Here is a 22,925-nt window from a genome sequence, read left to right on the forward strand (position 1 = left end):
GCCCGCCGCCCGCCCACCCCTGGAGACCTCATGGCAACGATCACCAGCAAGGCGCCGAGCGGCGCCTCCGGCACGCCCGGCTGGGTGCGCTGGGTCAACGACCACCGCAAGTGGCTGTTCGCCGCGCCCGCGATGACCTTCGTCGCCGCGCTGCTCGTGTTCCCCCTGGCCTGGACGGGGTACCTCAGCCTCACCGACGCCGAGGGATCGGTCCGCGCCGAGAGCGAGTTCGTCGGCTTCCAGAACTACCTCGACGTGCTGTCCGACACCACCAGGTTCTGGCCCGCCGTCGGCCGGACCGCCACGTTCACCGGCGTCGCGCTGCTGTTCGAGATGGTCCTCGGGATGGCGATCGCGCTGCTGCTCTGGCGGCCGTTCAAGGGGCAGAAGTGGGTGCGGGTCGCGATCCTGCTGCCGCTCGTCGCCACCCCGGTCGCGGTCGGCATGATGTGGCGGCTCATCTTCGACCCGAACATCGGCATGGCCAACCAGGTGCTCGGCTGGATCGGCATCGGGCCGCAGCCGTGGCTCGCCGGCGAGCACACCGCCCTGCCCACCACGATCTTCATCGACGTGTGGCAGTGGACCCCGATGGTGGTGCTGATCCTGCTCGCCGGGCTCACCTCGCTGTCGGAGGAGCCGCAGGAGGCGGCCAGGATCGACGGCGCCAGCACCTGGCAGCGGTTCCGGCACGTCACCCTGCCGCTGCTGATGCCCACGGTGACCGTGGCGATCCTGCTGCGCGGCATCGACGCGCTGAAGACCTTCGACATCCTCTACGCCACCAAGGGCCGCGGGGGCGGCTCGTTCCACGAGGTGGAGACCCTGAACGTGTACGCCTACGGGCTCAGCTTCGACTACAACGAGTACGGGGTCTCCTCCACCGTCCTCATCCTGTTCTTCCTGATCATCATCGGGGCGATGTGGGCCCTGACCGCCCGGCGCAAGGAGGCGCGGCGATGAGGCCCAGTCTCGCGTACCGGGTGTTCCGGGTGGCGGCGCTCACCGTCGTGGTGCTCGCCCTGGTGGCGCCGCTGGTCTGGATGGTCGCCGCGGCGTTCAAGACCAACGTCGACATCTACGACCCGGGCAAGGCCCTGGTGTTCTCGCCCACCCTGGACAACTTCGGCAAGGTGCTCCAGCAGGCGAACTACGTCACGTTCATCGTCAACAGCCTCTGGGTGGCGTTCGCCGCCACGGTGGCGTCGCTGATCCTCGGGCTGCCGGCCGCCTACTCGATGAGCCGGTTCAACATGCGCAAGTCCGCGCTGGTGGTGCTGATGGCCCGGATCATCCCCGGCGTCTCGCTCCTGGTGCCCTGGTACTACGTCTTCTCCAACCTGCGGATGGTCGGCGGCTACGAGGTGCTGATCATCAGCCACATGTTCGTGTCGCTGCCGCTGGTGGTCTACATCATGATGGGCTACTTCGACAGCCTGCCCACGGAGCTGGAGGAGGCGGCGCTGGTCGACGGGCTGACCCACATCGGCGCTTTCCGCCGCATCACGCTGCCGCTGTCGGTGCCGGGCATCGCGACCGCCGGGATCCTGTCCTTCATCTTCTCCTGGAACAACTTCATGTTCGCGCTCGTGCTCTCCGACGCCGACACCAAGACGCTGCCCGTCGCGATCTTCGACTTCGTCGGGTACGCCAGCATCGACTGGGGCGGCCTGATGGCCGCGACCACCGTGGTCACCCTGCCGATCATGGTGATCGCCCTGTTCGTGCAGAAGTACGTGGTCTCCGGCCTCACCGCCGGCGCGACGAAGGGCTGAGCCGATGACGACCATCGCGCGCGTCGAGACCTTCCTCGTCGCCCCCCGCTGGCTGTTCGTCCGGGTGGAGACCGGCTCCGGGATCGTCGGCTGGGGCGAGGCCACCTGCGAGGGGCGGTCCGAGACCGTCAGGGCCGCCGTGGACCAGCTCGCGGAGCTGCTGATCGGCAAGGACGCGCTGCGGATCGAGGACCACTGGCAGGTGCTGACCAAGGGCTCGTTCTACCGCGGCGGCCCGATCCTGGCCAGCGCCGTGGCGGGCCTCGACCAGGCGCTCTGGGACATCGCCGGCAAGCATTTCGGCGCCCCGGTGCACCAGCTGCTCGGCGGGCCGGTCCGGGACCGGATCCGGGTGTACGGCTGGGTCGGCGGCGACGAGCCGGGCGAGGTCCGCGACCACGTCGCCGCCCAGGTCGAGGCCGGGCTCACCGCGGTGAAGATGAACGCCTCGGGCAGGATGAGCCCGGTCGCGTCGGTCGCCGAGCTGAACGGCGTGGTCGCCCGGGTGGCCGCCGCCCGCGAGGTGCTCGGCGACGACCGTGACGTCGCCGTCGACCTGCACGGGCGGTTCACCCTCGCCAGCGCCCGCCGGGTGGCGCCGCTGCTGGAGCCGTACCGGCCGCTGTTCCTGGAGGAGCCGGTCGTACCGGAGAACTCGCACCTCATCGGCGAGTTCGTCCGCTCGACCACCATCCCCGTCTCGACGGGGGAGCGGCTCTACAGCAGGCAGGAGTTCCTGCCCGTCCTCCAGGCCGGCATCGCGGTCGCCCAGCCGGACCTCTCGCACGCCGGCGGCATCACCGAGGTACGCAAGATCGCGGCGCTCGCCGAGGTGTACGACGTGCAGCTCGCCCCGCACTGCCCGCTCGGCCCGATCGCCCTCGCGGCCTGCCTGCAGGTCGGCTTCGCCACGCCCAACTACCTGATCCAGGAGCAGAGCCTCGGCATCCACTACAACCTGGGCGCCGACATGCTGGACTACTGCGTGGACAAGACCCCGCTGACCTTCGTCGACGGGTACGTCGAGCGGCTCACCGGGCCCGGCCTGGGCATCGAGGTCGACGAGCAGGCGGTGCGCTCGGCCGGCAAGCGGGGACACGCCTGGCGCGGCCCCGTCTGGCGGCACCGGGACGGCTCCTACGCGGAATGGTGACCATGACATCCGACTTCACCGCCACGCTCGCCGCCACCCGGCTGCTGGCGATCATCCGCGGCTCCGGCGGGGCGGCCGCCGTCGCCGCCGGGACCGCGCTGCTCGACGAGGGCGTCCGCGTGCTGGAGGTGGCCCTGACCACCCCCGGCGCGCTCGACGCCATCGCGGCCATCCGGGCCGCCGCGCCGGCCGGCACGCTGGTCGGCGCCGGCACCGTGCTCACCGAGGCGGACGTCGCCGACGTGGCCGCCGCCGGCGCGCAGTTCGTCGTCACCCCGGCCGTCGTCGACTCCATCGGCGCGGCGGCCAGGCGTGGGCTCCCGGTCGCCGCCGGAGCGCTCACCCCGACCGAGGCGTACACCGCGACGCGGATGGGCGCCGCCGCGGTCAAGCTCTTCCCCGCCTCCCTGGGCGGCCCCGCCTACCTGAAGGCGCTGCGCGACCCGTTCCCGAACCTCCTGTTCGTCGCGGTGGGCGGCGTCGGCCTGGCCGAGCTGCCCGGCTTCCTCGCCGCGGGCGCGATCGCGGCCGGCGTCGGGGGGCCGCTGGTCGGCGACGCGGCGTCCGGCGGCGACCTGGACGCCCTGCGCGAGCGGGCCCGCGCCTTCCTGGCCGCGACGTCGTGACCCCTCGTTGAGAAAGGCATCCACGTGAAGATCACCGCAGCGGACGTCATCGTCACCAGCCCCGACCGCAACTTCGTGACCCTCAAGATCACGACGGATGACGGGATCACCGGGCTGGGCGACGGCACCCTCAACGGGCGGGAGCTGGCGGTCGCGTCGTACCTGGCCGACCACGTCGCCCCCCTGCTGATCGGACGGGACCCGCACCGCATCGAGGACACCTGGCAGTTCCTCTACCGCTCGGCGTACTGGCGGCGCGGCCCCGTCACCATGGCCGCCATCGCCGCCGTGGACGTGGCGCTCTGGGACATCAAGGCCAAGGCCGCCGGGATGCCGCTCTACCAGCTGCTCGGCGGAGCCTCCCGGAACGGGATCATGGCGTACGGGCACGCCTCGGGCCGCGACCTGCCGGAGCTGTTCGACTCGATCCGCCTGCACCTGGAGCTGGGGTACCGGTCGATCCGGGTGCAGACCTCCGTGCCGGGGGTCGACGCGGTGTACGGCGTCGCCGCCCAGCCGAGCATCGGCGGCAAGCGGTACGACTACGAGCCGGCCCAGCGCACCCCGCTGCCCGCCGAGGAGGACTGGGACACCCGCGCCTACCTGCGCCACCTGCCCGGCGTCTTCGAGGCGGTACGGAACGAGTTCGGCCCCGAGCTGCCGCTGCTGCACGACGGGCACCACCGGATGACCCCCATCCAGGCGGCCAGGCTCGGCAAGGACCTCGAACCGTACGACCTGTTCTGGCTGGAGGACTGCACCCCGGCGGAGAACCAGGAGGCGCTGCGCCTGGTCCGGCAGCACACCACCACCCCGCTGGCCATCGGCGAGGTCTTCAACACCGTGTGGGACTACCAGACCCTGATCCGCGAGCAGCTCATCGACTACGTCCGCTCAGCCGTCACCCACACCGGCGGGATCACCGCCATGCGCAAGCTCCTCGACTACGCCGCCCAGTACCAGATCAAGTCCGGCATCCACGGCCCGACCGACATCTCGCCGGTCGGCATGGCCGCCGCACTCCACCTGGACCTGGCGATCCACAACTTCGGCATCCAGGAGTACATGCGGCACGGCGCGGCCACCGACGAGGTGTTCCGGCAGTCGTTCAGCTTCACCAACGGCTACCTGCATCCCGGCGAGCTGCCGGGGATCGGCGTGGAGCTCGACGAGGAGGCGGCGGCGCGCTTCCCGTACCAGGCGGCCTACCTGCCGTTCAACCGGCTCAAGGACGGCACCGTCCATGACTGGTGACCGTCCGCCCACCCGGCACATCGTGGTCATGGGCGTGTCGGGCGCGGGCAAGACGACCGTGGCCCGCGGCATCAGCGAGGCGACCGGGCTGCGGTTCGCCGAGGCGGACGAGTTCCACTCGGAGGCGAACGTGGCCCGGATGCGCGCCGGCGTCCCGCTGGACGACGCGGACCGCTGGCCGTGGCTGCGCGACCTGGCCTCCTGGATGGCCGACCGGCACGCCGAAGGCGTCTCCACCGTCCTGGCGTGCTCGGCGCTCAAGCGCGCCTACCGCGACGTCCTGCGGCAGGGCCCGCCGGACGTGGAGTTCGTCCACCTCGACGGGGCCCCGGAGCTGATCAGGGACCGGATGACCCGCCGCACCGGCCACTACATGGCGGCCAGCCTGCTCGACTCGCAGCAGCAGATCCTGGAGCACCTCGATCCGGACGAGTCCGGGATGGTGCTGGACGTGGCGCTGTCACCGGACGAGCTGGTGGCGGCGGCGCTCACCCGTCTCGGCCTGCCCGGCCGGATGTTTCCCTCTGGTGAAATTATCTGAACGTCCTTGTCCTTAATGCCCGGTTACCGGTACAACGTCAGAGATAGACAGGACTCTGACCGGTGAACTGGCACGCGGGAGCGTTCAGTGAACGGAAGGCCTGACTGAACACGTCGTCTCTTCCGTGTCCCCCAGGAGGACCCCCATGGCCGGATTCTCACGTGCGGTCGCCGCCGGCTCGCTGCCGATGTCGCGCAGGTCGGCGCTGCGGCTCGGCGGCGGCGTGGCGCTGCTGCTCGCCGCCGGGTGCGCCGCCGGGACCAAGGGGGGCGAGCAGCCGCAGCCGTCGGGGGCCGCGTCCGGCGGGGAGGGCGGCGCGCTGCGCATCGCGGTGGGCGGCTACGTCAGCAGCTGGGACCAGGACTTCGTGGGGTTCGACCTCACCGCGCTCATGCTGTTCAAGAACGTCTTCCCCTACATGATCGACTACGGCGTGAAGGACGTCGGCGGGGCGCAGATCCTCGACACCGAGAGCATCGCCCCCACCTTCGCCGAGTCGTTCGAGCCGGACGCCGACAACAAGGTCTGGACGCTGAAGCTGCGCAAGGGCGTCAAGTTCGCCAGCGGCAACGAGATGACCGCGGCCGACGTCAAATGGTCCAAGGACCGGGCGTTCGCCGCCAAGGCCAACGTCGCGGGCGTCTACCGGCTGATCGGGCTCACCGAGGCCGACCAGGTCAAGGTGGTCGACGACTACACGGTGGAGTTCCACCAGGCGTTCCCCAGCGCGCTCACCCGGCAGATCCAGGCCATCTCCCTGTACGTCTTCGACTCCGCCGAGGCCAAGAAGCACGCCACCGACGCCGACCCCTGGGCCAAGGAGTGGTTCGCCAAGAACCCGCCGACCGGCGGCTACTTCGAGGTCTCCAAGGCGGTCCAGGGCCAGGAGATCGAGCTCAGCGCCAACACCGGCTACCCCGGCCAGGACCCGGCCAGGCTGAGCACCATCCGCCTCACCGTGGTCTCGGCCGCCGCCACCCAGCGCCTGCAGCTGGAGGCGGGCGACGTGGACATCGCCCTCGGGATGAGCCGCCGCGACGTCGCCGACCTGAAGGACGCCCAGGGCATCAAGGTGATCTCCGCGCCGAGCAACAACCAGGTGGCCATCCAGATGTCGGTCGCCACCGCGCCGTTCGACGACGTCAAGGTGCGCCAGGCGCTGGCCTGCGCGGTTCCGTACGAGCAGATCATCAGCAACGTGTACGGCGGCGACGCCCGCCCGGCCAAGAGCCTGGTGCCGCTGGACATGCCGGGTTACGCCGAGACCGGCTACCCCTACGCCTACGACCTGGACAAGGCGAAGGCCCTGCTGGCCGAGGCCGGCAAGCCGTCGATCAGCTCCGAGCTCGTCTTCGAGGCCGACAACGCCGAGCAGCAGCAGATCGCCGTGCTGGTGCGGAGCGAGGCCAGGAAGGCCGGCATCGAGCTGAAGCTCGCCCCGCTGGACCCGGCGACCCTCGGCGAGCGCCGCGAGAAGAAGAGCATCCCGTTGCAGCTCACCGCCGGGCAGCTGTGGGTCAACGACGTCGAGTACATGCTCGGCACCAGCTTCACCAAGGGCGCCAACCTGAACTACTCCAACTACGTCAACGACGAGATCGAGAAGATCTTCGAGCAGTCGCACACCACGGTGGAGGAGGCCGAGCGGCTCAAACTGTGGGCCCGGGTGCAGGAGATCCTCGCGGCCGACGTGCCGTGGGTGATCATCTGCCAGCCGAACTTCACTCTCCCGGTGCGCGAGGAGGTCGCCGGCTGGGTCCAGCCGATGGACGGCCTGGCCCGCCTGCGTTACCTGACCAAGGCATAACTGTGCGGATCGCCCGATTCGCCGCACGGCGCCTGCTGCAGGCCGTGCCCGTCCTCCTCGGCGTCGTCGTGGTGACGTTCGTGCTGGTCCGCGTGCTGCCCGGCGATCCGATCCGGACGATCCTCGGCCCCAACGCCACCGAGGCCGACGCGGCGGCGGCGCGTGCCCGGTACGGGCTGGACCAGCCGATGTGGCAGCAGTTCGTGGACTACCTGGGCGGGCTGTTCACCGGTGACCTGGGCGTGTCCATCCAGAGCGGCCAGTCGGTGATGGGCGAGATGGCCGTCCGCCTCGGGCCCACGCTGGAGCTCGTCGTGATCGCCGTGACGATCGCGACGGTGCTGGCCACCGTGCTCGGCATCTGGTCCGCGCGCCGCGCGGGCCGCGCCGGTGACCACACGCTGCGGGTGCTGGCCCTGGTGGGCAACTCGCTGCCGGAGTTCTGGCTCGGCCTGGTGCTCATCCTGGTCGTGTACAGCGGCCTCGGCTGGGTGCCGGCGCCCAGCGGCCGGGTCGACCCGGACACGAACCTGTCGCTGATCACCGGCGCTGACCTGCTGGACGCGGTGCTCACCGGCAACGGCCCGGCGTTCGCGTCGGCCGCCGGCCACCTGGTGCTGCCGGTGGCGACCATGGTCGTCGTCATCGTGGCGCCGCTGATGCGCAGCGTGCGCGCCTCGGCGCTGGAGGTGCTGGGCTCGGAGGCGTACCGGGCGGCCGCCGCGCACGGCCTGCCGGAACGCACGCTGCTGCGCGGCTATCTCGCCCGCGCCGCCCTGGTGCGGCTGCCCGCGCTGGCGGCGCTGGTGTTCGGGTTCGCGATCGGGTCGACGGTGCTGGTGGAGTACGTCTTCTCCTGGCAGGGCTTCGGGCAGTGGGCGCTGCGCGGGCTGCTGTTCCGGGACTACCCGGTGGTGCAGGCGTCGGTCGTGGTGATCGCGCTGTGCTACACGCTGATCTTCCTGATCGCCGACGTGGTGCACGCCGTCCTCGACCCGAGAGTGAGGATCTGATGGCCGACCTGACCACGGCGGGGGAGGCCGGCCCGCCGCGCGCCGCCGCCGCCGCGGACCGCGGCTTCGCCACCACGCTGATCCGGACCGGGTCGGTGATCCTGGGGCTGGTCGTGCTCGCCGTGCTGATCGGGCCGCTGCTGGTCCGCTGGGGACCCGAGGAGATCGACGCGGCGGCCTCGCTGGCCCCGCCCGGCGGGGCGCACCCGCTGGGGACCGACGTCAACGGCATGGACATCCTCAGCCGGGTGCTGCACGCGGGCCGCCTGGACCTGGGCGTCGCCGTCGCGTCGGTCGCCCTGGCCGTGGTGCTCGGCACGCTGCTCGGGATCGTCGCCGGGTACCGCGGCGGGCTGGTCGACGACGTGCTGATGCGGATCCTGGACGTGTTCCAGGCGTTCCCGGCGTTCATCCTGGCGCTGGCGGTCGCCGCCCTGCTCGGGGGCGGCGTGCCCGAGCTGATCCTGGTGATCGCCCTGGTCAACGCGCCCGCGTACGCCCGTCTCGTCCGGGCCGAGGTGCGCACGGTGCGGGAGCTGCCGTTCGTGGAGGCGTCCAGGACGTCGGGATCGTCCGGCCTGGGCACCCTCTGGCGGCACGTGCTGCCCAACAGCCTCACCCCGGTACGCGTCATCGCGCCGCTGAACTGCGGCTGGGCCATGCTCACCCTGGCCGGGCTGTCCTTCCTGGGTCTCGGCGTCACCGTGCCGACGGCGGAGTGGGGGGCCATGATCAGTCTCGGCTCGGCGGACGTGGTCGCCGGGCGCTGGTGGACCTCGGTGCCGCCCGGCCTGCTCCTGCTGGTCAGCGTCCTCGGGTTCAGCCTCCTCGGCGAGGGGCTGCAGGAACGCGCGGGGGTCACCCGATGACCCTGCTCGACATCCGGGACCTGAAGGTCGCCATCGGTTCCGTACAGGCACTCGCCGGTGTGGACCTCACGGTCGCGCGCGGCGAGGTCGTCGGGCTGGTGGGGGAGAGCGGCGGCGGCAAGAGCATGATCGCCAGATCGGTCGTGGGGCTCCTGCCGGACGGCGCCAGCGCCACCGGCCAGGTCCTCTTCGAGGATCGGGACGTGCTGACGATGGACGCCGCGGCGCTGGCGGCGCACCGCGGCGCGGGCGCGGCGATCTGCTTCCAGAACCCGCGCGGCGCGCTCAGCCCGACCCGCGTCATCGGCCGCCAGCTCACCGACCGCCTGGTGACCCACCAGGGCATGGACGCCTCCCAGGCGCGCTCGGCGGCGGTGGACCTGTTCGAGAGCGTCGGCATCCGCTCGGCGGCCCGGCGGTTCGGCAGCTACCCGCACGAGCTCTCCGGCGGCCAGGCGCAGCGCGTCATGATCTCCCTCGCCACCGGCTGCGCCCCCGGGCTGCTCATCGCCGACGAGCCCACCACCGGCCTGGACGTCACCCTCACCCGCGAGATCCTGCTCCGGTTCCGCGAGGCGGCCGACGAGGAGGGCCGCGGCGTGCTCCTCATCTCCCACGACCTCGCGTCCATCGCGCGCATCTGCGACCGCCTCGTCGTCCTGAACGCGGGCGCGATCGTCGAACACGGCCCCACCACCTCCATCCTGACCACCCCAGCCGCCCCCTACACCCGCACCCTCCTCTCCGCCGTCCCCACCCTCCCCACCCCAACCCGACACCCCGCCGAGTCCGCAGAGTCCGCAGGCTCCGCCGATCGCGCCGATCGCGCGCGGGCCGCAGGTGCGGGGGTGTCCGCCGAGTCCGGCGAATCCGTCCCTTCCGTCGGTTCCGGTGATGAGGTTGTGCGGGTTGAGGATGCGCATGTGGTGTACGGGAGCCGGTTCGGGGCGGGGGGGCACCATGCGCTGCGTGGGGTCAGTTTGACTGTGCGGGCGGGGGAGACCGTGGGCGTGGTCGGCGAGAGCGGGAGTGGGAAGAGCACGCTGGCCCGGCTCATGCTCGGCATGATCACCCCGTCGCGCGGGGTGGTCACGCTGGCCGGGCAGGAGCCGTCACGTCTGCGCGGGCGGGAGCTGCGGGCCCTGCGCCGCCGCGCCCAGCTCGTGTTCCAGGACCCGATCGGCTCGCTCAGCCCGCGCCGCACCGTCGCCGACGCGGTGGCCGAGCCCCTGCGCGCCGCCGGGATCAAGGCGCCCGAACGGGCCCGGCGGGTCGCGGCGGTGCTGGAGCGCATGGGCCTGGACGGGACGTACGCGGAGCGCCGCCCGCACGAGCTCTCCGGCGGCCAGGCGCAGCGCGTCGGCATCGCCAGGGCGCTGGCCGGTGAGCCCGACCTGATCGTCTTCGACGAGCCCACGTCCGCGCTGGACGTGACCGTACAGGCGCAGATCCTGAAGGTGATCGGCGAGGTGACGGCCGAGCGGGGCCGCGGCTCGGTGTTCATCTCGCACGACCTGGCTACCGTGCGCGGCTTCTGCGACCGGGTCGTGGTGCTCTACCTGGGCCGGATCGTCGAGGAGGGCCCGGTCGAGGAGGTCTTCGCCCGGCCGCGGCATCCGTACACGATGGCGCTCCTGGCCGCCGTGCCCTCGCTGGACGGCGAGGAGGAGACCAGCCGGGTGCGCCTGACCAAGGACCCGGAGGAGGCCGCCCCGGGCGGCGGCTGCGCGCTCGCGCCGCGCTGCCCGTTCGCGGAGGACGCCTGCCGCACCGAGGAGCAGGAGCTGCGGACCCTGGGCCGCGCCCGCGTGGCCTGCCGCCGCGCCGGCGCGCTTCCCGATCTCGAAGGACCAGAGAGGTGACACATCCCATGCCCGCGATCAGGCTGGCCGTCGACATCGGCGGCACCTTCGTCGACGCCATGGAGCTGGACACGCGCACCCACGCGGTCCGCTTCCGCAAGGCGCCGACGACCCCGGCCCGCCCCTGGGAGGGCGTGCTCACCGCCGTCGAGCTGCTCGGCACCGACCTGCGCGAGGTGGAGCTGTTCATCCACGGCACCACGCTCGGGCTGAACGCGGTGCTGGAGCGGCGCGGCGAGACCACCGGGATCATCGCCAACGAGGGCTTCCGTGACGTCTTCCTGCTGGGCCGGGGCAACGTGCCCTCGGACCACATGTACGACTTCCAGTACCAGCGCCCGGAGAGCCTGGTCCGGCGCGCCGCCACGATCGGGGTGCGGGGGCGGCTCGACTACAAGGGCCGCGTCGTGGAGGACCTGGACCCGGACGACGTGCGGGAGGCCGCCCGGATCCTGGTGGAGGAGCAGGGGGTCCGGACGATCGCGGTCTGCTTCCTGCACTCCTACCTCAACCCCGAGCACGAGAAGCAGGCCGCGCGGCTCATCCGCGAGGCGTACCCGCAGGTCACCGTGTCGGTGTCGACGGACATCGTGCGCGAGTACCGTGAGTACGAGCGGACCAGCACCACCGTCCTGGACGCCTACATCCGCCCCATCTTCGAGCGTTACGTCGACCGCCTGGAAGCGGGCCTGGCCGAGGACGGCTTCGACGGCCGGTTCCTGATCATGCGGTCCGGCGGCGGTTCGATGACCTCGGGGGTGGCCAAGACCTCGCCCATGCACACCGTGCTGTCCGGCCCGGCCGGCGGCATCGTCGGAGCCGCGCACGTCGCCGCCGCGCTCGGCCGCGACAACCTGCTGACCTTCGACATCGGCGGCACGTCGCTGGACACCTGCGTGATCGAGCGGGGCGCGGCGGTGGCGGCCTACGAGGCGAAGCTGGAGCACTTCCCGCTGCTCATCCCCGCCTACGACATCCGCACCATCGGCGCGGGCGGCGGCTCGGTCGCCCACCTGGACCGCGGCCTGCTCAAGGTCGGCCCGCAGAGCGCCGGCGCCGACCCCGGCCCGGTCTGCTACGGCCGCGGCGGCACCCGGCCCACGGTCACCGACGCCGCCGTGACCCTCGGCTACGTCGACCCGGACCGCTTCCTCGGCGGCGACATGCGCCTGCACGACGAGGCGGCCAGGGAGGCGCTGCGCGAGCAGATCGCCGAGCCGCTCGGGCTCGGCGTCGAGGCCGCCGCGGCCGGGATCTTCGACGTGCTGCTGGCCAGGACGGTCGGCGCGGTCCGGCAGATCACGGTCGAGCGGGGCCATGATCCCCGGGTCTTCTCGCTGCTGGCGTTCGGCGGCGCCGGGCCGCTGCTGGCGCCGCTCCTGGCCCGCGAGATGGGCATCCCCGAGGTGATCGTCCCGTTCGCGCCGTCCGGGTTCTCCGCGTGGGGCATGCTGGCGGCCGACATCGTGGACGACGTGTCGCGTACCGTCATGGTCACCCTGGAGGACGCCGACCTGGCCGCGCTGGAGTCGGTGTTCGCCGAGGCCGCGGCCGAGGCGGCGGCCTCGCTGGCCGCGCAGGGCATCCCCGCCGGGCAGGCCGTGCTGGAACGCGCCATGGAGGTGCGCTACCTCGGCCAGGAGCACTCGCTGACGGTTCCCGTCGGCCGCGACCTGCGCCCCGACGTGGTGCGGGCCGCGTTCGAGGAGCTGCACCACGCCCGGTACGGGCACGTCATGGACAACCAGCTGCAGATCCTGAACCTGCGGGTGCGCGGCATCGGGCGCATCGAGAAGCCGGAGCTGCCCCGGCACGCCCCCGGCGACGGCGACGCCTCCCGTGCCCGCACCGGCCGGCGGGACGCCTACGACTTCGGGACGCGGGCGGTGACGGAGTTCGCCGTGTACGACCGGGCCAAGCTGGAGCCGGGCGACGCCCTGGACGGCCCCGCCCTGATCGACGAGGGCACCTCCACCACGGTCGTGCACTCCGGGCAGCGCGTCCAGGTGGACCCCTTCGGTCATCTGCTGGTCACTCTCACTCCGGAGGCTCGGGCATGAGCGAGGCGAACGTGCGGCTGGACGGCGCGACGGCCGAGGTGGTCCGCAGCTACCTGCTGGCCGCGGCCGAGGAGATGCGGGCCACCCTGATCCGCACCTCGTTCAACCCGGTGATCTACGAGGTGCACGACTTCGGGCTGTCCATGTACGACGCGGACCTGCGGCTGGTGGCCGAGGCCACCGGGCTGACGTTCTTCCTGGGGGCGAACGACTTCTCGCTGGCCAAGGGCGTGGAGTACGTGGGCAGGGAGAACCTGCACCGCGGCGACATCGTGCTGCTCAACTACCCGTACTGGAACGCGGCCCACTCCTACGACGCGACCCTGTTCGCCCCGGTGTTCCAGCCGGATCCCGCGGACCCGGAGGCCGACGGCACGCTGGTCGGGTTCCTGTGCGTGCGGGCGCACTGGATGGATCTGGGCGCCAAGGATCCGGGCTATGTCCTGGATTCGACGGACATGCATCAGGAAGGGTTGATTTTTCCGGGTACGAAGGTGTTCTCCCGGGGTGAGCCCGTGCGGGAGATCCATGAGCTGATCCGGTTCAACTCGCGGATGCCGGACCTGGTCATCGGTGACCTGCACGCCCAGGTGGCCGCCCTGCGCACCGGCGAGCGCCGCCTGCTGGAGATCCTGGACAAGTTCGGCCGCCCCACCGTGGACGCGGCCGTCCAGCGCATGGTCGAGGACGGCGAGGCCCGCACCCGCGCCGCCCTCGCGGCGCTGCCGCAGGGCACGTGGACGGCCGAGGACTGGGTCGACGACGACGGCATCACCGAGGACCCGGTCAAGATGCGGGTCACGGTCACGATCGCCGACGGACGCTTCACCGTCGACTTCGACGGCTCCGCCCCGGCCACGCCTGGCCCGATCAACATGCCGTTCGGCGCCACGGTCGCGCTCTGCAAGGTCATACTCAAGTCGCTGACCTCGCCCGACGAGCCGTCCAACCACGGCACGACGGTGCCGCTGGAGGTCCGCGCCGAGCCGGGGACGCTGTTCCACGCCGTCTACCCGCAGCCCACGTTCACGCTCTGGACCGGCATCGTGGCGGTGGAGCTCATCCTCAAGGCGCTGGCGCAGGGCATGCCGGACCGGGTGCCGGCCTCGTCCGGGGGTGACGTGCCCGGCTTCATGATGGTCGGTACGCATCCCGACACGGGTCAGATGTTCGCCGTCAGCAACAACGACCTGGTCGGCTGGGGCGCCACGCCGGACCACGACGGCATGAACGCGGCGACCCACGTCTCCGGCAGCGCCGGGCGGAGCACCCCGATCGAGGTGCTGGAGGCGCGTACCGGGATGTTCTTCGAACGCCTGGAGATGCGCACGGACTCGGGCGGCGCGGGCCGTCACCGGGGCGGAGTGGGCCTGCGGCGCGAGATCCGCTTCACCACGCCGGGCGAGTTCCTGTCGGTGATCAAGAAGACGCGGTCGCGGCCATGGGCCCTGATGGGTGGGCTGGAGCCTGACCCGAACCAAGTGATCGTGTTCCCCGGCACGGATCGCGAGGCCCGGGTCAGCACCAAGCGGGTCAAGGTCCAGCCGGGAGACCGCGTGACGCTGCTGACAGCGGGCGGCGGCGGCCACGGCGACCCGCGCGATCGCGATCCCGAGGCGGTGCGCCGAGACGTCGCCGAGGGCTACGTCTCAGCGGAGGCCGCCCGCGAGATCTACGGCGTGGACGATGGCTGACCCCACCACGCCCAGCCCCGCGCGGCCGAATCCCGCGACGCCTGGCCCCGCGCGGCCGGACCCCGCGACCCCCGGATCCGCACGGTCGGACGGCGGGGTGTCCGGGTCTGCGCGGTCTGGTGCCGGGGTTTCTGGCATCGCTCTGGACGGGGCGACGGCGGAGGTCGTGCGCTGTCATCTGGTCGCGGTGGCCGAGGAGATGCGGGCCACCCTGGAGCGGACCTCGTTCAACCCCGTCATCTACGAGGTGCGCGACTACGGGATCTCGGTCTACGACCCGGACCTGAGGCTGGTCGCCGAGGCCACCGGGCTGAGCCGGTTCCTCGGCGCGAACGACTACTCCATCCGCAAGGGCGTGGAGTACGTGGGGCGGGAGAACCTGCTGCCCGGTGACGTGGTGCTGCTGAACTACCCGTACTGGAACGCGGCCCACTCCTACGACGCGACCCTGTTCGCCCCGGTGTACGGGGACCCCGGGCTGCTGGGCTTCGTGTGCGTGCGGGCGCACTGGATGGATCTGGGCGCCAAGGATCCGGGCTATGTCCTGGATTCGACGGACATGCATCAGGAAGGGTTGATTTTTCCGGGTACGAAGGTGTTCTCCCGGGGTGAGCCTGTGCGGGAGATCCATGAGCTGATCCGGTTCAACTCGCGGATGCCGGACCTGGTCATCGGCGACCTGCACGCCCAGGTGGCCGCCCTGCGCACCGGCGAACGCCGCCTCGCCGACGTGCACGCCCGCTACGGCACGCCCCTGGTGACCGCCGCCGTGGACAGGGCCGTCGAGGCCGCCACCAGGTCGGCCGCCGACGCCGTCGCCGCGCTGCCGCAGGGCACGTGGACGGCCGAGGACTGGCTGGACGACGACGGCATCACCGAGGACCCGGTCAAGATGCGGGTCACGGTCACGATCGCCGACGGGCGCTTCACCGTCGACTTCGACGGCTCGGCCGCGATGACGCCAGGGCCGGTGAACCTCCCCCTGGGCGCCACCATCGCCACCTGCCGGGTCGCGTTCAAGGCCATCACCACCCCGTGGGAGGAGACCAACGCGGGCCACTTCGCGCCGCTGGAGGTACGGGCCGAGCCCGGCACCCTGTTCCACGCCACCTACCCCGCGGCCACGTTCACCCAGTGGACGGGCACGGTAGCGCTGGAGCTGATCTACAAGGCGCTGGCGCAGGGCATGCCGGAGCGGTTGCCGGCGTCGTCCGGGGGTGACGTGCCCGGTTTCATGATGGTCGGTACGCATCCAGACACCGGCCGGATGTTCGCCGTCAGCAACAACGACGCCGTCGGCTGGGGCGGCACACCGGACCACGACGGCATCGGCCCCGCCAACCACCTGGCCCAGACGCAGGCCCGCAACACGCCGGTCGAGGTGCTGGAGGCGCGTACCGGGATGTTCTTCGAACGCCTGGAGATGCGTACGGACTCGGGCGGCGCGGGCCGTCACCGGGGCGGAGTGGGCCTGCGGCGCGACATCCGGTTCACCACGCCGGGCGAGTTCCTGTCGGTGATCAAGAAGACGAGGTCGCGGCCATGGGCCCTGATGGGCGGGCTGGAGCCGGACCCGAACCAGGTGATCGTGTTCCCCGGCACCGACCGTGAGGCGCGGGTCAGCACCAAACGGGTCAAGGTCCAGCCAGGAGACCGCGTGACGCTGCTGACAGCGGGCGGCGGCGGCCACGGCGACCCGCGCGATCGCGATCCCGAGGCGGTCCGCCGCGACGTCGCCGAGGGCTACGTCTCAGCGGAAGCCGCCCGCGACGTCTACGACGTGGCGGCGCCGCTCCCCGTTCCCTCCCCACCCCCGACTGCGGGCGGCTCCACGCTCAAGCCCCCACCTCCGACGGCGGGGGGCTCCATGCTCAAGGAGATGCGATGAACACGGTCGTGATCACCGGCTGCACCGTGGCCGACGGCCGGGTGGCCGACGGGGCGAGCCCTGTCGAGGACGCCGGGATCCTTGTTCAGGGCGACCGCATCGCGGCCGTGGGCACCCGGCAGGAGATCCTGGCCGAGGTGGCGGACCGGACGGACGTGGACCGCGTCGACCTCGGCGGCGCGTACGTCACGCCCGGCCTGGTCAACATGCACACCCACCTGTCCCTGTCCCTCCCCGGCGCCGGCGGTGACCAGGTCAAGGACCTGAACCCGCACGAGCTGGCCCTCTACATGGCCGACGGCGCCCGCCGCACCCTCGACTGCGGCGTCACCACCGTGCGCTGCGTGGCCGAGAAGGACCACGCCGACTTCGCGCTCCGGCGCGCCATCGAGGCCGGCCGGGTGCCCGGACCCCGCATGTTCACCGCCGGGCGCGCCCTGGTCTGCACCGGCGGGCACGGCCACGAGGGCACCGACACCCTGGAGTGCGACGGCGTCGACGGCTTCAGGCGCGGCACCCGCGCCCAGCTCAAGGCCGGCGCCGACCTCATCAAGGTGATGATCTCCGGCGGCATCGCGGGACAGCACGAGTCGATCGACACGCCCCAGCTGTTCGCCGACGAGATGGCGGCGGTGATCGAGACCGCGCACGCCTGGGGACGCAGGGTCACCGCGCACGCCGGCCCCGCAGCCGTGATCGCCCAGGCCGTGGAGCTCGGCCTGGACTGCGTGGAGCACGGCTACCAGCTCACCCCCGAGGTGGCCGCCCGGATGGCCGCCCGCGGCACCGCGCTGGTGCCCACCCTGCTGGTCACCCGCTGCAAGGAGTTCTTCGACGAGCTGGGCGTGCCGGAGTGGATGCAGTGCCGCTCGCTCGGCGCCGGCCCCGCCCACCTGGACAGCTTCGCCACCGCGGTGGCCGCCGGGGTGGAGGTGCTGCTCGGCAGCGACATGCCGCCGTTCTGGTCGTTCGAGGGCACCAACGCGACCGTGCGCGAGCTGGAGCACATGGCCGAGGTGATCGGCCCGGCCCGCGCGCTCCACGCCGCCACCCTGGGCCCCGCCCGCTGGCTCCGCGCCGAGGCCGACATCGGCACCGTGGAACCCGGCCGGTACGCCGACCTGATCGCGATGGACGAGAACCCCCTGGCCGCGGCGTCCGCGTACCGGGGCGTCCACTGGGTGATGAAGGGCGGCCGCGTCGTGCGGACCGGCCCCCCGACCTCTGGAAGGAAGACACCGTGACCCTGGACGCCGAGGCGGACATCGCCGCCGCCATCGACGACATGTACGCCGCGTTCGTCGCCGGCGACCGCGCCCGCTTCGACGGCCACCTGCACCCCGACGTGACCACCTGGGAGACCCACCTGCCGGGCCCCCTGCGCACCCGCGCCGAGCTGGACGCCTACCGCGACGCCCGGGACGGCGCCGGCCGCCGGCCGGTCATGGACACGCTGACCGCCCGCGACAAGCGCATCGACGTCTGGGGAGAGGTGGGCGTGGCCCGGTACGTCCTGGTGGCCGAGCCGCACGGCGCCCCCGCCCAGCACACCAGGGTCACCGACGTGCTCCGGCACACGCGCGGCCGCTGGCTGATCGCCCACCATCACGCCGAGCTGCTGAGTGAGGGAGCATGACCACCGGCGACACCGACATGGAGATCTACGACCTGCGGGTCACCGTCGACACGATCGAGGGCCGCTCGGTCTGCGGCATGGCCGTCGGCGACTACTTCGAGCTGGAGAACAGCGCCCACCTGCGGATTCCCGACGGCCGCCACTTCTGCGTCTGGGCCCTGGCCGCCGTCCTGCCCTTCCTGGCCGCCAAACAGCGCGACCTCGGCCCGGGGGACTGGCTGGAACGCGACACCCTGTTCTGCTGCCCGGACCCGGAGGAGCGGCTCACCATGCGGCTGGAGCGCGTCCGGCGCCGCCCGATGAACTCGGCGGACCTCACATGAGCCGCGGCTTCGAGATCGGCATCGGCCTGCAGAGCGACAAGCGCCCGGGCGACTACGCCCGGCTGGCCCGCATCGCCGAGGAGCACGGCATCGACGTGGTGTCGGTGTTCGGCGACCTGATGTACCAGCCGCCCATCTTCCCGCTGCTGGAGATGGCCGCCGCCACCTCCCGGGCGCGCCTGGGCACGGCCTGCCTCAACCCCTACTCGATGGCCCCGTACGAGATCGCGGGCCAGCTCGCCGCGCTCGACCTGGCCTCCGGCGGGCGGGCCTACCTGGGCCTGGCCCGCGGCACCTGGCTGGGCGAGGTGGGGCTGGCGCAGCCGCGCCCGCTGACCGCGCTGGCCGAGTGCGCCGAGGTCGTGTACCGGCTGCTCGGCGGCGACACCTCCGGCTTCTCCGGCGAGGTGTTCACGCTGGCGCCCGGCACCGCGCTGCGCTACCCCGTACAGCGTCCCCGCCCGCCGCTGCTGATCGGCGCCTGGGGCGCTCGCGGCGCGGCGCTCGCGGGACGTCTCGCCGACGAGATCAAGGTGGGCGGCAGCGCCAACCCGGCGATGGTGCCGGTGATCAGGGAGCGGCTGCGTCCGGGTGCCGAACAGGCCGGGCGGTCCGCCGAGGACGTCGGCATCGTGCTCGGCGCGGTCACCGTCGTGGCCGCCGACGGCGCCGCCGCCCGCGCGAAGGCCCGGCGCGAGGTGGCGATGTACCTCGCCGTCGTGGCCGACCTGGACCCCACCGCGAACGTCCCCGCCGACCTGCTGGCACGGGTCAAGACCGAGACCGCGGCCGGACGCCACGACGAGGCGGCCGGGCTCATCCCGGACGACCTGCTGGACCTGTTCGCGTTCTCCGGCACACCCGACCAGGTGGCAGCCCAGGCACAGCGCCTGATCGACGCGGGCGTCCACCGCGTCGAGTTCGGCACCCCGCACGGCCTCACCAACGATCAGGGCGTGTCTCTGATCGGGGCGGAGGTCGTCCCCATGCTGAGGCCCGCGACGCGATGAGACCACCACGGGGTCGTGCCGACGCCGGGCGCGGCGACACGATCAGACCACCACGAGGCCGTCCCGACGCCGGGCGTGGCGACGCGATGACGGCTGTCACGATGCGGAGGTCCGCGACGTCATGACGACTGTTACCGTGCTCACCGCCCCCGGGCTCGTCGCGGATCTCGGGCTGCTCGGGGAGCTGGCCGTGCGCGAGTTCGCGGCGCTCGGGGTCGCCGGGCTGGTGGTCTCGCCGCCGGACACGCCGTCCTTCCAGGTCGCCCTGGACGCCGCCGGAGCGGACGGACTGGTGGTCGCGCTGCCCGGCGCCGATCCTGAGGTGCGCGGCCTGATGGATCCGCCCAGGCCGTACGCGTCGCGGCTGGTCTGGCTGGACCTGGGGGTGACCGGCCCGCACCCGGCCGGCGGCGCCACCCACCTGTACGGACGCGGCGCGCAGGGCCTGACCTGGGCCATCCGGCACGTCGTGCACCGCGCGGCGGCCCGGCCCCGCCGCGTCCCCTACGGCCCGCACCCCGACCAGTACGGCGAGCTCCACCTGCCGGGGACGCGGCCCGCTCCCGTGGCGATGCTGCTGCACGGCGGCTTCTACCGGTCCATCTGGGCCGCCGACCTCATGGACGCCCTCGCCGCCGACCTGGCCGCCCGCGGATTCGCCGCGTGGAACGTGGAGTACCGCCGCCCGGACAGGCACGGCTGGGCCGCGACCGTGTCCGACGTCGCCGCCGCTTACACGGCGCTCAGCACCCTGCCGGACCTCGACCGGCCGCTCGGTGACCGTTCGGACCTCGACCCCGCCCGCGTCGCCGTGATCGGCCACTCCGCCGGCGGTCAGCTCGCGCTGCGCCTGGCCGCCGACCTGTGGCAGTCGGGACGCCCGGCCCCCGCGCTGGCCGTCTCCCTCGCCGGGCTGCTTGACCTGGTGGAATGCGACCTGCGCGACCTCAGCGGCGGCGCGACCGCCATGGCGCTGGGCGGCCGCAGCACCGAGATCCCGGAGGAGTACGCCAGATCCAGCCCGCTGGCCCGTCTCCCGCTGGGCGGCCCGCAGCTCGTCGTGCAGGGCGCCCAGGACGACCCGGACCTGGTGGACTTCAACCGCCGGTACGCCGCCGCGGGGACGGACGACGACGTCACCTACCTGGAACGCCCCGGCGACCACTTCGACGTGATCGACCCGGCCGCCCCCATCTGGGACGCCACCGCCGAGCTGATCGCCGCGAGGCTCAGGGCAGCTCCGTGACCGGCCGCCACCGCACGGGGCTGGACAGCACCATCGTGCTCGACGGCCGCCCGTACTGAGCCAGCCGGTCGATCAGCCCTTCGAAGTCCGCCATCGACGCCAGCGCGACCACCAGCAGGCAGCACGTGTCACCGGTGACCCGGTACACCTGCACGATCTCCGGCTGCTCCAGCGCCTCCTCGTGGCGCAGCACGCAGCGCGCCCCGTAACAGGACATCCGGATGAGCGCCCGCACCGTACGCCCGGCCCGCCCCAGGTCGACGTGCGCGTGGTAGCCCTCGATCACCCCGGTCTCCTCCAGCCGCCGCACCCGCTCGGCCACGGCGGGGGAGGACAGGTGCACCCGCCGGGACAGCTCGCTGAAAGAGAGCCGGGCGTCGGCCTGCAGCTCGGTAAGGATCGCCCAGTCCATCGCGTCCACGGCACCCACCCATCACTCTCGGCAGCGGTGAAGGCGTACCCGCGGTCCTGCTTTGAGAACGGAAAGTCTCCCCGTCCCAACGCCTTCGACATGCCATTTCATCACAGTTCGTCTTCGGTGAACATTGAGGTGAACGAGGAGGAAGCGATGGTGACCCCCAATCTGAGCTTCGCGCAAGCCACGCCGTACGACGAGTACGTCGGCACGGACACCCTGCGCGCGCTGCCGGGCGCGCGCACCGACGCGCCCGAGGAGCCCGCCTTCCTGGTGACCACTCAGGTGATGGAGCTCTACTTCGGCCTGGTGCGCACCGAACTGCGTCTGGCCGCCCGCCTGCTCGGCACCCCCGACCTGCCCCCGGCGACCGCCGCCATCGCCCGCGCGGCGGCCTACCTGGAGGTGGTCAACACCGCCTGGCGCCCGCTGAACCGCCTCACGCCGCGCCAGTTCAACGCCTTCCGGCCGGTGCTCGGCGAGGGCTCCGGGTTCCAGTCGGCGCTCTACCGCGAGGTCGAGTTCCTGCTCGGCGACAAGTCCGAGTCCCTGGCGCGGGTGCACCGCGGCAATCCCGAGGCCCACGGCGAGCTGCTGGCGGCGCTGCGCGCGCCCAGCCTGTACGACGTCGCCCTGTCCGTGCTGGCCCGGCTCGGCTACGAGATCCCCGCCACCACCCTGGCGCGCGACCCGGCTCAGCCGTACCAGCCCGAGCCCTTGGTCGAGCAGGCCTGGGCCCGTGTGTACGCCGAGCGCGGCGCCGGCGACCACCTCTGGGAGCTCGCCGAGGCGCTGACCGACGTCGCCGAGGGGTTCATGCGGTGGCGCACCCTCCACCTCATGGTGGTACGCCGCGCGATGGGCGCGAAGACGGGCACCGGAGGGTCGAGCGGCGCGAGCTGGCTGGAGCGGTCGCTGCGCCGCGAGATCTTCCCGGAGCTGTGGTCGGCCAGGACCCTGATCTGAGCGTCTAGAACAGCCTGGGCGTCACGACGGACACCACCGTCGTCACCTCGTCGGTGTCGTTGTACATGCTGTGCGGCACCGTCGAGCGCAGGTGGACGCTGTCGCCGGGGTGGAGCCGGTGCTCCACCCCGTCCACCTCGTACAGCAACTCCCCGCTCAGCACGTAGGCGAACTCCTCCCCGGAGTGCCCGTACGCCGGCTCCCGCCGCCCGCCCGGCGCGATGTGCACCAGCAGCGGCTCCAGCACCAGGCTGGGCCCGCGCGAGGACAGCATCCGGTACGTCTGGGCCCCCGACACGTACTCGGTCGCCGCCGTCTGGGCCCGGGTGAGGGTGAAATGCTCCGGCAGCCGCTCGGCGTCCCGTCCGGGCTGGTGGCCGGGGGAGTCGTCGAAGAACTCGGCGACGCCCCGGTCCAGCGCCGCCGCGACGCTGTTCAGCGCGACCAGCCCGATGGTGGAGATCCCGCGCTCCACCTGGGAGAGGAACCCGATCGACAGGCCGGAACCGGCCGACAGGCCGCGCAGTGTCATCCCGCGTTCCTTGCGGAACTGGCGCATCCGCGCGCCCACGAGCTCCTGACGGGGCTCGTCCGCGGACCGGCCTCCCGACGTCACCGGTGACCTCCAGGTAAAAGGGGGGTTGTTCAGCAGCATGAACATATTTCACGCAAGGCGCCGGGGCCAACCCTTTCCGGCGAACCCGATGGTCAGCCGGTATGTAACGGTTTCCGCATCACACGGGCGTATCAGGTGCGTCACCGTTGAAGAGCTCACCTTGCTTCGCCA

At 72.2% G+C, this 22,925-nt stretch carries 21 protein-coding genes; 19 read left to right on the top strand and 2 right to left on the bottom strand.

The window, feature by feature from the left end:
• Positions 1-30 precede the first annotated feature (30 nt).
• From ACZ6YG_RS29660 to ACZ6YG_RS29745, 18 genes are all read left to right on the top strand, one after another.
• Positions 31-963, top strand: a complete 933-nt coding sequence (locus tag ACZ6YG_RS29660) for a carbohydrate ABC transporter permease (RefSeq protein ID WP_148033095.1) — start codon at positions 31-33, stop codon at positions 961-963.
• A complete protein-coding gene (locus ACZ6YG_RS29665; RefSeq protein WP_148033094.1) occupies positions 960-1,775 on the top strand; it encodes a carbohydrate ABC transporter permease in 816 nt (271 codons plus the stop codon). Before ACZ6YG_RS29660 ends, ACZ6YG_RS29665 begins: the two co-directional genes overlap by 4 nt.
• Positions 1,776-1,779: 4 nt before the next feature.
• Positions 1,780-2,928 (top strand): galactonate dehydratase, encoded by a 1,149-nt coding sequence (gene dgoD, locus ACZ6YG_RS29670; protein ID WP_466019799.1) that lies wholly within the window; start codon positions 1,780-1,782, stop codon positions 2,926-2,928.
• 2 nt (positions 2,929-2,930) lie between these two features.
• Positions 2,931-3,554: a bifunctional 4-hydroxy-2-oxoglutarate aldolase/2-dehydro-3-deoxy-phosphogluconate aldolase gene (locus ACZ6YG_RS29675; RefSeq protein WP_466019800.1), complete on the top strand. Its 624-nt coding sequence runs from the start codon at positions 2,931-2,933 to the stop codon at positions 3,552-3,554.
• A gap of 24 nt (positions 3,555-3,578) precedes the next feature.
• Positions 3,579-4,808 (top strand): D-mannonate dehydratase ManD, encoded by a 1,230-nt coding sequence (gene manD / locus ACZ6YG_RS29680; RefSeq protein ID WP_466019801.1) that lies wholly within the window; start codon positions 3,579-3,581, stop codon positions 4,806-4,808.
• Complete coding sequence (locus tag ACZ6YG_RS29685; RefSeq protein ID WP_271276385.1) at positions 4,798-5,349, top strand: gluconokinase; 552 nt, start codon at positions 4,798-4,800, stop codon at positions 5,347-5,349. The genes manD and ACZ6YG_RS29685 overlap by 11 nt, the downstream gene beginning before the upstream one ends.
• A 145-nt stretch (positions 5,350-5,494) precedes the next feature.
• Positions 5,495-7,156 (top strand): ABC transporter substrate-binding protein, encoded by a 1,662-nt coding sequence (locus ACZ6YG_RS29690; RefSeq protein WP_466019802.1) that lies wholly within the window; start codon positions 5,495-5,497, stop codon positions 7,154-7,156.
• 2 nt (positions 7,157-7,158) lie between these two features.
• Positions 7,159-8,169, top strand: coding sequence for an ABC transporter permease (locus ACZ6YG_RS29695; RefSeq protein ID WP_148033088.1), 1,011 nt, complete (start codon positions 7,159-7,161; stop codon positions 8,167-8,169).
• Complete coding sequence (locus ACZ6YG_RS29700; RefSeq protein ID WP_148033087.1) at positions 8,169-9,038, top strand: ABC transporter permease; 870 nt, start codon at positions 8,169-8,171, stop codon at positions 9,036-9,038. Before ACZ6YG_RS29695 ends, ACZ6YG_RS29700 begins: the two co-directional genes overlap by 1 nt.
• Positions 9,035-10,900 (top strand): dipeptide ABC transporter ATP-binding protein, encoded by a 1,866-nt coding sequence (locus ACZ6YG_RS29705; protein ID WP_466019803.1) that lies wholly within the window; start codon positions 9,035-9,037, stop codon positions 10,898-10,900. The genes ACZ6YG_RS29700 and ACZ6YG_RS29705 overlap by 4 nt, the downstream gene beginning before the upstream one ends.
• Entirely contained in the window at positions 10,897-12,960 is a 2,064-nt protein-coding gene (locus tag ACZ6YG_RS29710; protein ID WP_466019804.1) for a hydantoinase/oxoprolinase family protein, read from the top strand. The genes ACZ6YG_RS29705 and ACZ6YG_RS29710 overlap by 4 nt, the downstream gene beginning before the upstream one ends.
• A complete protein-coding gene (locus ACZ6YG_RS29715; protein WP_466019805.1) occupies positions 12,957-14,654 on the top strand; it encodes a hydantoinase B/oxoprolinase family protein in 1,698 nt (565 codons plus the stop codon). Before ACZ6YG_RS29710 ends, ACZ6YG_RS29715 begins: the two co-directional genes overlap by 4 nt.
• Positions 14,647-16,542: a hydantoinase B/oxoprolinase family protein gene (locus ACZ6YG_RS29720; RefSeq protein WP_466019806.1), complete on the top strand. Its 1,896-nt coding sequence runs from the start codon at positions 14,647-14,649 to the stop codon at positions 16,540-16,542. The genes ACZ6YG_RS29715 and ACZ6YG_RS29720 overlap by 8 nt, the downstream gene beginning before the upstream one ends.
• Positions 16,539-17,786: an amidohydrolase family protein gene (locus ACZ6YG_RS29725; protein WP_466019807.1), complete on the top strand. Its 1,248-nt coding sequence runs from the start codon at positions 16,539-16,541 to the stop codon at positions 17,784-17,786. Before ACZ6YG_RS29720 ends, ACZ6YG_RS29725 begins: the two co-directional genes overlap by 4 nt.
• On the top strand, positions 17,783-18,178 hold the full coding sequence (locus tag ACZ6YG_RS29730) for a DUF4440 domain-containing protein (protein ID WP_466019808.1): 396 nt from the start codon (positions 17,783-17,785) through the stop codon (positions 18,176-18,178). The genes ACZ6YG_RS29725 and ACZ6YG_RS29730 overlap by 4 nt, the downstream gene beginning before the upstream one ends.
• On the top strand, positions 18,175-18,501 hold the full coding sequence (locus tag ACZ6YG_RS29735; RefSeq protein WP_466019809.1) for a TIGR04076 family protein: 327 nt from the start codon (positions 18,175-18,177) through the stop codon (positions 18,499-18,501). Before ACZ6YG_RS29730 ends, ACZ6YG_RS29735 begins: the two co-directional genes overlap by 4 nt.
• Positions 18,498-19,511, top strand: a complete 1,014-nt coding sequence (locus tag ACZ6YG_RS29740) for an LLM class flavin-dependent oxidoreductase (RefSeq protein ID WP_466019810.1) — start codon at positions 18,498-18,500, stop codon at positions 19,509-19,511. The genes ACZ6YG_RS29735 and ACZ6YG_RS29740 overlap by 4 nt, the downstream gene beginning before the upstream one ends.
• Positions 19,512-19,632: 121 nt before the next feature.
• Positions 19,633-20,757: an alpha/beta hydrolase gene (locus ACZ6YG_RS29745; protein WP_466019811.1), complete on the top strand. Its 1,125-nt coding sequence runs from the start codon at positions 19,633-19,635 to the stop codon at positions 20,755-20,757.
• On the opposite strand, the gene ACZ6YG_RS29750 is transcribed toward ACZ6YG_RS29745, so the two are convergent.
• Positions 20,741-21,169 (bottom strand): Lrp/AsnC family transcriptional regulator, encoded by a 429-nt coding sequence (locus ACZ6YG_RS29750; protein ID WP_219546296.1) that lies wholly within the window; start codon positions 21,167-21,169, stop codon positions 20,741-20,743. The two genes, ACZ6YG_RS29745 and ACZ6YG_RS29750, sit on opposite strands and share 17 nt — an antisense overlap.
• A gap of 156 nt (positions 21,170-21,325) precedes the next feature.
• Between ACZ6YG_RS29750 and ACZ6YG_RS29755 the strand changes: the two genes are divergently transcribed.
• Positions 21,326-22,138 carry a tryptophan 2,3-dioxygenase gene (locus ACZ6YG_RS29755; protein ID WP_466019812.1) on the top strand — a complete coding sequence of 271 codons (813 nt, stop codon included), beginning with the start codon at positions 21,326-21,328 and terminating at the stop codon, positions 22,136-22,138.
• Positions 22,139-22,142: 4 nt separating this feature from the next.
• Here the strand turns inward: ACZ6YG_RS29755 and ACZ6YG_RS29760 are convergent, their stop codons facing one another.
• Positions 22,143-22,754: a helix-turn-helix domain-containing protein gene (locus tag ACZ6YG_RS29760; protein ID WP_271276375.1), complete on the bottom strand. Its 612-nt coding sequence runs from the start codon at positions 22,752-22,754 to the stop codon at positions 22,143-22,145.
• Positions 22,755-22,925: the final 171 nt, after the last annotated feature.

Source organism: Nonomuraea sp. NPDC054003 (genome assembly GCF_055585125.1).